6 protein-coding genes and 2 pseudogenes are annotated in these 10,244 nt (G+C 56.3%); 6 read left to right on the top strand and 2 right to left on the bottom strand.

The window, feature by feature from the left end; translation table 11 throughout:
* Nucleotides 1-244, top strand: a pseudogene (locus tag FVD38_RS26700) (tyrosine-type recombinase/integrase); the annotation flags it as partial.
* A gap of 171 nt (nt 245-415) precedes the next feature.
* Here FVD38_RS26700 and FVD38_RS22515 read toward each other — a convergent pair.
* Nucleotides 416-1,612: a hypothetical protein gene (locus FVD38_RS22515; RefSeq protein ID WP_147936848.1), complete on the bottom strand. Its 1,197-nt coding sequence runs from the start codon at nt 1,610-1,612 to the stop codon at nt 416-418.
* Nucleotides 1,613-1,942: 330 nt separating this feature from the next.
* Here FVD38_RS22515 and FVD38_RS22510 point away from each other — a divergent pair, with 330 nt between their 5' ends.
* The 5 genes and pseudogenes from FVD38_RS22510 (at nt 1,943) to FVD38_RS22490 (ending at nt 8,352) form a co-directional block, all read left to right on the top strand.
* Nucleotides 1,943-2,875: a M48 family metalloprotease gene (locus FVD38_RS22510; RefSeq protein WP_147936847.1), complete on the top strand. Its 933-nt coding sequence runs from the start codon at nt 1,943-1,945 to the stop codon at nt 2,873-2,875.
* A gap of 208 nt (nt 2,876-3,083) precedes the next feature.
* Nucleotides 3,084-3,922 (top strand): annotated as a pseudogene (locus tag FVD38_RS22505) (IS5 family transposase).
* A gap of 649 nt (nt 3,923-4,571) precedes the next feature.
* Nucleotides 4,572-7,160, top strand: coding sequence for a DEAD/DEAH box helicase family protein (locus FVD38_RS22500; RefSeq protein WP_187271677.1), 2,589 nt, complete (start codon nt 4,572-4,574; stop codon nt 7,158-7,160).
* A 3-nt stretch (nt 7,161-7,163) separates the two neighbouring features.
* Nucleotides 7,164-7,694, top strand: coding sequence for a DUF3427 domain-containing protein (locus FVD38_RS22495; RefSeq protein ID WP_147936845.1), 531 nt, complete (start codon nt 7,164-7,166; stop codon nt 7,692-7,694).
* 295 nt (nt 7,695-7,989) lie between these two features.
* Nucleotides 7,990-8,352 carry a DUF3140 domain-containing protein gene (locus FVD38_RS22490; protein ID WP_147936844.1) on the top strand — a complete coding sequence of 121 codons (363 nt, stop codon included), beginning with the start codon at nt 7,990-7,992 and terminating at the stop codon, nt 8,350-8,352.
* A gap of 89 nt (nt 8,353-8,441) precedes the next feature.
* Here the strand turns inward: FVD38_RS22490 and FVD38_RS22485 are convergent, their stop codons facing one another.
* Nucleotides 8,442-10,016 carry an AbgT family transporter gene (locus FVD38_RS22485; RefSeq protein WP_147936843.1) on the bottom strand — a complete coding sequence of 525 codons (1,575 nt, stop codon included), beginning with the start codon at nt 10,014-10,016 and terminating at the stop codon, nt 8,442-8,444.
* Between the last annotated feature and the right edge of the window lie 228 nt (nt 10,017-10,244).

The following is a 10,244-nucleotide window of genomic DNA, read 5'->3' as shown; positions in this document are numbered from 1 at the left end:
AACGCCCGTCCTCGCGCTCAAGGAATGGCAACAGAAGCGACCTGAGTTATTCGTTAAACGCGTTTATGATCAAACGGGACTCGACAGCTATCGTTCCCTAGTTAACGAAGGCGCTTCGCTGTATCAAGTACAGTTGCTTTTAGGACATGCTTCAAGCGTGACGACGCAGCGCTATGCTCATCTCGCGTCCAGCACGCTGCGCAATACTTCGCAATTGGTATCGAACCTCGTCAATCAATCTTGATCTGCATGGCGATCTCAATACGCTGCGATCAGAAAGATCGCAGCGCCATTTTTTTTCTTGCCGTGGCAATCTGCGTGCAGCGATAACCCGGAATAAAGTATAGTTGGCCATTTAATTTCTCATTAGTACGGGCTACGCTGACTAAGTCTTCACAGATGTATCTCGAAGAATTTAATTTTCGGCAACCTGATCAATCACTCCGTCCGAGTAATTCAACCTCTTCATCTGCCAAGCTAAGAACGAAGCCATTAATGTCTGATCAAAATAACTACTTGTCGAATTTCCCGTTAAGCGTTCGCTCAACCTGCGTACACGAGGACCCGATGACCCGAATCGAAGTCTGGAATCAAGCAAGACACTCTGCCCTCTCGCTATCAGGCGCGCCTCTGCCCCGGTCAGAAGCATGTAATAGAAACTTCTTCCATCATCTATCGTGGAGGTAACGTTGCCTGGGGCAAACACTACTGGCTTCAGACCTGCACGCTCACGGAAAACTGCCCACTGGCCATAGGCCCTGTTTTCGCCGTTGGTTCGGTAGCCACCTGGAATTACTTGGCACCCTGCTGACGAGAAGAATGGTGGGTGCTGTGATGACTCAAGTACTCCAGCATGAATATTGTCTGCCACAACCCGATCTATCGTCACATCATATTTATCGGTTGGCGGCAACTCGAATGTCAAATTATTTCGATTCCGCAAAACGGGTACCGGGTCCAATTGGCGAAATGCCCCTCGTTGGGGGTATTTCGACCCAGCTCGATGTGTGCCGACTACATATCGATGCAGTCCAGTAGGAAACATATTGCAAGCTAACCCACCATTCATCATTTGAAACATATATTCAACATTTGGAACGGTAGAGGCTGAGGTCACCCAAAGATCGTTTTGATGTGGGCGCCACACTCCTAATAGACAGCGCAAATTCAGATGATCGGGGAGACTCTCGACTACCTCGACTGACGAAGAAAAATTAAGCTTTATTTTTGTGGGAGAGCAGCCACGTAAACCGAATAACACGTGTTCTCTCGTTCGACTCAGATCAAACGAATTCAATTTAGCTAAATTTCGCAAAACTTCGCCAGTAAGACTAAAAGACTCCGTCTCTAGTTTCGGTGCTGCTTTACTTAGATGATGAAAGTCAACACTAACAGCGCGCTGAGGCCATTGCGGTTTAGGCGGTGTATCCAGTGCGGCCCAACGGCCTACGGTCTTTGGTTCCTTAAAACTTGGTGGACGAGGTTCAGCATCAGCCTGGAATAAATCGTCGATATTTGCTTGATCTGCTAGCGCCTGAGCAGTTGACGCCTCGGGAAAGCCGAACCCAGCGGCAAACCCGCTTAATAAGAAATCACGTCGCAGCATACTCATGATTACCCCCTAGTCTATTTAAACGCAGGTACTTTCTTTACATCCGTGAGCTGATGAAATTCATACAACCTAGAAAACAATCGCATTACGTTCTTCTCTGGCGCGCGCATTGTATTTTGTTTGTACTCTCTTGATGAAGATTTAATCTTCGCCAATTTTGATGTTCGTCAACAACACCCATCATCTTATACTTCGCATTTAATATGGCAAGCAATGTCTCACAAATCACACACATCGCGTACGTGCGGGATTTACGAGCATCGTCAAACGATTAGAGCTAAGCTTGTAGGCGCTTGCTGGTCGTGCCGAAGCTCTGTGTAGGAGGGGAACATGCCTAGAGAATTTAGTGTCACACGGCGAAGAATTTTTCTCGGCGTTTCTGCAACATTGATAGGAGGCTATTCCTTGTCTCAGGGGATTTTTACTAAAGACAATATATTTATAGGCGGAAAAGGATGTGCATTTGACAAAGACGTCAAGCTCGGAAATATAGCGGTTTCAAAGTCAACACTTAAAGCTCGTGAACTGGTGGCAGATATATGCGGCTGCGTTGCCCTACCAGCTAATTTTACAATTATTGCAACAGATGAACCAGAAATTAGTGCATACGCAACCTTGCAAAAGGATAAACGATACATAATATACGATGAGACGTTTATGAAATCAGCCTCTCAATATGGAAATACGAATTGGTCAAATGTTGGGATTATCGCGCATGAAATTGGACATCATTTATGTGGACATACGTTAGACAATATTGGGTCCAGACCACCTCGTGAACTCGAAGCAGATGCCTTTTCTGGGTTTGTCATCGGAAATTTAGGTGGATCCTTAGATGAGGGCCGTCAATTTTTGCTTTCATTATCATCAAGTGGTTCAGAAACTCACCCTCCACGAAGCGAGCGCATAGACTCATTCACAGCAGGGTGGAAAAAGGCGAAAACAAAAGCACAGGGCAACAAAGACCATTTGGTTTTCATATCGCACAACCAGACTGCTACCGGCACATATGCGCGCGTGATTTCCGAGTTTATAAAAAAAGGAGATTATTGGAAGGAGCACCAGCATGGGAAGCACATTGCCTCCTTCACTGAAGGGGCACGGGACGATCAGGCCATTTATTTATTCGACGCATCAAGGTCGATTTGGCTACGCATTACCACTAATACTGGTGCTAAAGTTTCATCTGCTGGCTGGAGTCCAGGCAGTCGCGGCGCCGTCCCGGACGCTTGGAGACCTATGGATCCTATCAATTGGAGATGAATTTAGGAAATAAATCACCAATATGGGAACTTAATGAATTTGGAAAACGCTGAAATCAACGATTTCCTCAAGAGCTTGATTACTTAGGGCGGCTTTGTTGCGTAAATCCTGCCCGGCCAGCGTGGAAGCTGCCGGTCTGTAGCGTGAATGCATGAAACCGGCGCCGCAGAAGTACTGTACGACCAACTAGAAGGCATACAACGAAGCGCTGAAGTCACGCGGCTCGCTGCTCATCTGGCTTGATCCGACCATGAGCTGGCACGGCCAGCCGAACGGCAAGCGCGGGCACAGCCAGACGTTCAGCGACGAGGCGATCCAGCTCTGCCTGAGTATGAAATGCCTCTTCAATTTGCCGCTGCGCCAGGCCATGGGGATGACGCAAGCCTGTTGCGCCTGGCTGGGCTCGACTGGCCGGTGCCGGACTACAGCATGGTCAGCCGACGGCAAAAGACGCTGCAGGTGGCCATCGGTGCCGTACCGAGCACGACGGGTTTGCACCTGCTGGTGGACAGTACGGGCATCAAGATGCTGGGCGAAGGCGCATGGAAGACGAAGAAGCATGGCGTGGAGTATCGCCGTCAATGGCGCAAGGTGCACCTCGGTATCGACGCGTCCACGCTTGAGATCCGGGCCATGGAGGTCACCGACAACAGCAGTGGTGTCGCGCCTGTCCTGCCAGCGCTGCTTGATCAGATTCCTGCCGACGAGAAGATTGCCAGCGTCAGCGGAGATGGTGCCTACGACACGAAAGACTGTCACGAGGCCATCGCTTTACGCGCCGCGGATGCCATCATCCCGACTCGGAAGAATGCCAAACCCTGGAAAACCAACCGCTGCGGTGCCGATGCGCGTAATGAGATCCTGCACACTACGCGCAGACTGGGCCGGGCGATCTGGAAGAAATGGAGTGGTTACCATCGCCGCAATCTTGTTGAAACCAAAATGCGCTGTTTCAAGCTGCTGGGTGAACGCGTCATGGCACGTGACTTCGACCGTCAGGTGGTCGAGTTACAGGTACGAGCTGCCGTGCTGAATCGCTTACGATAGCAACAGCCCAGTAGGCCGGAAAACGAGCTCGACTGTCCCTTGCCTGTCTTTCGTTCACTCTGGGCACTAAGCTCAGTGCTCCGCTGCCAGGTTTCCTGAACGACTTCCGCGACGCGACTGTTTAGCTGTCTCCGCCCTCGCCTGTCTATGCCCGGTTCTTGGGTCCGAAAAAAATACTCCTATCCCCCTATACAAGTGCTGCTCCAAACCGCTGCGTCGCGGACTTACCGGACGAAACGGGGAAATCCGATACGCTAAGGATTTCGTTGACGCATTTCGCGAGCCGCGTCAGGCCCTGTACTTAGCGGATGCAGCGAGAATCGTATTGGTGCATGCCGTCGAGCCTTGTTTTGAAAATCCTTGTGTCGGTGGTTCGATTCCGCCCCGGGCCACCAAGAACATCGTTCACGCAACGCCCACTCATGCAAGTGGGCGTTGTCGTTTCTGGGGCCCGTAGTCCTTGTGTCCGGTCTATTCCGGTGCCCGGACGGTGCCGCAACGTAGGGCCATTCAGCTTGGCTTGCTTGCCTTCAGCGTCTCCAATTTCTTGCGGATTGGGCATTCGTGCTTAGGTACAATTGTTATCTTCCAAAAGCAAACAAGTCCGATGCCGCCACGCCCGCCAACCGTCCCAGCCTTGCCTCACGGATTGTACGAACGCCTTGTCACCAGCGATGAAGCCGAGCGCATCGACGGGCTGGTCAAGGACCAGCGTGCCGTCGTTACCCAGCCTACCCAGGTGCAGCGACGCGAACATTTGCTAACCATGCTGACGGCGCGCCTGCCCGAACTGCTTGATGCCGTCTCCGCCCAATCCGAGAGTGCCGTCGACGCGGCGCGCGCAGAAATCGAGCTGATCGCAGCACTCATGCGGCAAGTGCGGCTGGACGAAGTAGCGCCGCCCGGCTACGCCCTGCCAGCCGAGCCCTTGCAACTCCTGCGGGCCATCCACCCACCCGCATTCGCTCCAGCGTCCCCGCAGACCGGCTTGCGCAAGCCCGCCATGTTTACCGCAGCCCGCCATACTCCCTCCCTGCTGACCGAACTTCAGGCAGAACTTGCATGTGCTGACCACGTGGATATCGTGGTCAGCTTCATAACCTGGAGCGGTGTACGCAAGCTGCTCGACATCCTGAAAACGGCGACCGGGGCCGATACTCAGGGCTTTCCCAAGACCCGCTTACGCATCCTGACCACAACATATATCGGCGCCACCGAAGTGCGCGCAGTCGATGCACTTGCGCGGCTGCCGGGAGCGCAAGTACGCATCTCCCTCGACGGACGGCGCAACCGCCTGCACGCCAAGGCATGGATGTTCCACCGCCTGAGCGGCTTCGGTACGGCATTCGTCGGTAGCGCCAATCTGTCCGAATCGGCGATGATGGATGGAATCGAATGGACCGTCAAATTCACCCAGGCGGGTGATCCAGACCTCTATGCGACGGCCTGCGCCAATTTTGAAACCCTGTGGAACGATGGTGAGTTCCAGGCCTATGATCCTGACGACAGCGCCCAGCGTGCGGCACTGGAGGCAGCACTCGGCGAGCAACGTAAGCGGCCAAGACAGAGCAGCGCGGCTTCCCAGCCGATTGCTTTGCATACTTGGTTCGATCTGCGACCGAAACCCTATCAGGCAGAGATGCTGGAACGGCTTGCCTCTGAACGAAAGCATGGCCGCTTGCGTAACCTCGTCGTGGCCGCGACCGGAACCGGAAAAACCGTGGTGGCGGCATTCGACTACGAGCGCCAGGTCAACGGTACTGGAGGTAGGCCTAGGCTGCTGTTCGTCGCGCACCGCACTCAGATCCTGAAGCAGGCACTGTCGACCTTCCGACAGGTACTGCGTGATCCGAGTTTTGGTGATCTGATGGATGGCGAGCACGAGCCCACGCAGCATGACCATCTGTTTGCCACGATCACCACGCTGCATCGGCGCTCGTTGGTGGCCCGCCTCGGTCCCGCATACTGGCAATACGTCGTGGTCGACGAGGCCCATCACCTGCCGGCAAGAACATTTGATCAATTCCTGAATGCGGTACGGCCCGAGATCCTCCTTGGCTTGACCGCGACCCCGGAGCGCGCCGACGGAAACAACCTGAATCTTTACTTCGACAGCCGCCCCGATGGCAGCCCCGCCGTATCGATGCGCCTGTGGGACGCGCTGGATCAGCAGCTGCTGGCGCCGTTCGAATACTTCGCCACCGCGGACGACACCGACCTGCGGGATATCACATGGAATCGGCCTGAGGAAACTGCGCAACTCGACGCCCTCATCTCCAGCAATCACGCACGCGGCAGGCTGGTGACCACGACCCTGGAGCGCTATGTGGCCGATCTCAACCGGATGAAAGCCGTGGTATTTTGCGTCAGCGTAGCGCATGCCCGCTTCATGGCCGACTGGTTCAATCGATCTGGCCTTCCTTCGGTCAGCCTGACTGGCGACGACAGCGGGGAACAGCGGGATCAGGCCGTCCGCGACCTGCGCGCCGGAAAACTCACTCTGATCTGCACATGCGACTTGTTCAACGAGGGGGTGGACATCCCTGAGATCAACACCCTGCTCTTGCTGCGTCCGACGCAAAGTCCGGTGGTGTTCCAACAGCAACTCGGCCGGGGGCTGCGCTTGTCCACTGGAAAGGAAAGCTGCCTGGTCCTGGACTTCGTCGGCCAGTACAGTGCGGAATTTCGTTTCGATACCCTGCTACGCGCCATCACGGGGCATACAAGGGCGCAATTGAAGGATTCCCTCGAGGGCGGCTTCGGCTACCTGCCCAGTGGCTGCCATATGCAATTCGACCGGATCGCGAGAGAGCGCGTGCTTGACAGCCTGCGCAGGACCCTGCAACTGAACGTGGTACGGCTCAGGCAGGAACTGGCAGCCTGGGTGGCGCGGCGCGGCGCCCAGGCCCTGACCCTGTCCGGCTTCCTGCGTGACAACCAGTTCGACATCAGCGATGTCTATGCAAACAGGCGCTGTTGGACCAGCTACCGGCGCGATCTGCGTTTGCCCTTGCCAGCCAGCGGGCCACGTGAAGATGAACTCATGCGCAGAATGGGTTCTATTCTCCACGCCAATGACCCGCTAGCACTCAGTGCCTGGCGGGAGGCGCTGTCCGGCGGCGACATCGATCCTTGCCGCGTGCAGATGCTGGCGTATCAAGTACTGCACGAAAGCCACGAGACCATGACAGCAGCTGAATTTGTTGGCCTGATGACGCAGCATCCCGCCCTCCGGTAGGAAATGCTTGAAATCATAGACTGGCTGCGGCAAGAAACCGTCGTCGAGGCAAGGACTTTGCCAGGTGTACCGGACAACTGGCCACTTACCCTCCACGCCCACTACGAGCGTCGCGAGATCCAGACGGCAGCCGGCCATCTGACTGCGAGCGCGCGCCCGCAATTTCGTGAGGGCTGCCTGCCCCTCGGGCAAGCGCGCATCGAGCTGCTGTTTGTCACGCTCGACAAGCGCGAAGGATTTGGCGAGCGAGTGCAGTACCGCGACTACGCGCTGACTCCCGAACGCTTCCATTGGCAATCTCAGAACAAGGCCGGTGCGGCCAATGCCACTGGCCGCCGCTATCTGGACAGCGGCACCAATGGCTGGCGCTTCCAGTTGTTCGTGCGGGAAAATACGGACAGTCCCTTTATCGCGCTCGGGCCTGTCACTATGGTGAGCCATGAAGGAGACCGGCCCATTTCTATCGTGTGGGAACTGGCCACACCCATGCCCATGGAGTTATTCCGGCGCTTTTCCGTGCTGCGTGATGTTTGACAAGGTGGTCTGCACGCCAAACGCCGGCCCTTTGCGAGGGACAGCGCCACTATTCTTGAAAATCATTGTGTCGGCGGTTCGATTTCGCCCCCGGGACCACCAAGAATTCAGCAGCACAAACAAAAACGCCGACCTTCGCAGGTCGGCGTTTTTGTTTTCTGCATGACGTTTTACTTTTACATCAAGTGATTTCTAGTGCGCCAGGAAAAACAGGGTTCATGATATTTTAAGCTCAGGTGCGTTCGGCTGAGGTTGCTGTACGACGATGCCAATCTTAATGTTCATTGGAGTAAGCATGCCAGCACAAGCAGGCGCCGGTGATGACGACGCAGCCAAGCGCGAGACGGTCGCGGAGTTCAAGCAGGCTGTGAATATGACTCCGGCCCAGCTGGAGAAGTGGCTCGACACTGACGACTCCAGGCGTATCGGCCAGAAGCACGGCAATGCCGAATCGACCGGGCACCAGTCCGGACGCCGCATCGTAGAACTGTTGCACCGGCACGCTCAGGACTTGAATGCGGCAGACATCGCGCACATGCGCAAGGTGGTCGGATACATCCACCGACATTTGGCACAGGGGCCTACCAAGAGTGATCCGGCAACGAGCGATTGGCGCTATTCACTGATGAACTGGGGCCACGATCCTGAGAAAAAGTGAGCCTGCAAGATTCAGGACAATGCCCACTCATCGAGTGGGCATTGTCGTTTCTGGGCTGCGTTCAGAGCACCGTTGAAGCCAGTTCCTAGTCAGCGCTCCGCCGGATAGTCATACGACGAGCCAATCCCCAACGGCAGCTCCAGCGCCCAGAACGCGAGCAGGAATCCGGTCCACGTCACGATCAGGCTGAGCGAATAAGGCAGCATCAACGCGATCAGCGTGCCGATCCCGGTCGACTGCACATACTTCTTGCAGAAGACGATAATCAGCGGGAAATACGGCAGCAAGGGCGTGATGATATTGGTCGACGAATCGCCCACCCGGTAGGCGGCCTGCGTCATGTCCGGCGACACGCCGAGCTCCATCATCATCGGCACCATCACCGCCGCGATCAGAGCCCATTTGGCGGACGCGGAACCGATGAACAGATTGACCGTGGCCGACAGAATCATGATGCCCGCCAGCGTGAGGCCCAGCGGGAACGCCATCTCCCTGAGCCACAACGCGCCCTTGAGCGCGATGACGGCGCCCAGGTTGGACTGCCCGAAGGCGAAGATGAACTGCGCGCAGAAGAACGCCATCACCACGTAGTAACCCATGCCGCTCATCGCATGGCTCATGCCCTTGACGATGTCGCGGTGGTTCTTCGCGGTACCGGCGACATAGCCGTAGACCACGCCGGGAATCAGGAAGAAAATAAAGATCAGCGCGACGATCGACTGCATCAGCGGCGCCGACGAATGCGTCAGTTCGCGCGTGTCCGGCGCGCGCCAGGCCGAGCCTTCCGGCATCAGCGAAAGCAGCAGCAGGGCCAGGCTGGCGACCATCGCGATGCCCGCCCAGCGCAGGCCCTTGATCTCGTTCGGCTGCAGCGCATCCATCGTGGGCAGGCCGGCAGGATCGCCATCGACCGGCGAACTCTTGTTCAGCCGCGGCTCGATCACCTTGTCGGTCAGGAACCAGCCGACCAGGATCACGAGGAAGGTCGAGGCTGTCGTGAAATAGTAATTATTGAGCGGATTGATCACGATCGATGCGGCGGCCGGGTCGGACGACAGCCGCGCCGCGACCTGGGTCAGGCCGGCCAGCAGCGGATCGAGGCTGGAGGGCACGAAGAAGGTCGCGGAAAAGCCGCCCGATACGCCGGCGAAGGCGGCCGCGATACCGGCCAGCGGATGGCGTCCGGCGGCGTAAAAGATGACGGCGCCCAGCGGAATGACCAGCACATAGCCGGCATCGACGGCCACGTGGCTCAGGATGCCGACACCGATCAGCACAGGCGTCAGCAGCAACTTCGGTGTCACCGCCAGGATCTTGCGCAGCCCGGCGTTGATGAAGCCCGTGTATTCCGCCACGCCCAGCCCCAGCATCGCCACCAGCACCACGCCGAGCGGCGGGAAGGTGACGAAGGTATTGACCATCTTCGCCATGAAATCCGTCAGGGCGGCCGGAGCCAGCAGATTCCTGATCTCGATCGGCGCACCTGTGCGCGGGTCGATGTCGTTGAAGACCAGGCCGGACATGGCCCAGGACGTGGCCCAGACCACGGCCAGCAGCAGTGCGAACAGAATAGCTGGATCGGGCAGCTTGTTGCCTGCCACTTCGATCCAGTTCAGGACACGGTTCAATCCACGCGGTTTGGTGCCAGTTGCTTGTGCAGTCATCGTAGCCTTTTCTTAAAAGGGGACTTTGAAATCGTCGATACACGCAGCTGCAAGCCCGCTGATGTTTGGGCATTGCCAGCCAGCTGTTATCTCCAAGACACATCAAGCCACATGGTACGCAGAAGCCGGGCTGTCGAAAAGCTTCTTGATGAGCAAATATCATGAGGACGGACAGTCGTATTTACCGATGCGGCAGGAACGGCCGCCAGACGCGATCGTTGTTGATCT

It is taken from the genome of Massilia arenae (genome assembly GCF_008014745.1).
Taxonomy (GTDB): domain Bacteria; phylum Pseudomonadota; class Gammaproteobacteria; order Burkholderiales; family Burkholderiaceae_D; genus Telluria; species Telluria arenae.
The sequence above is the reverse complement of the archived record's forward strand: the minus strand, read 5'-3'. Positions and strand labels throughout refer to the sequence as shown.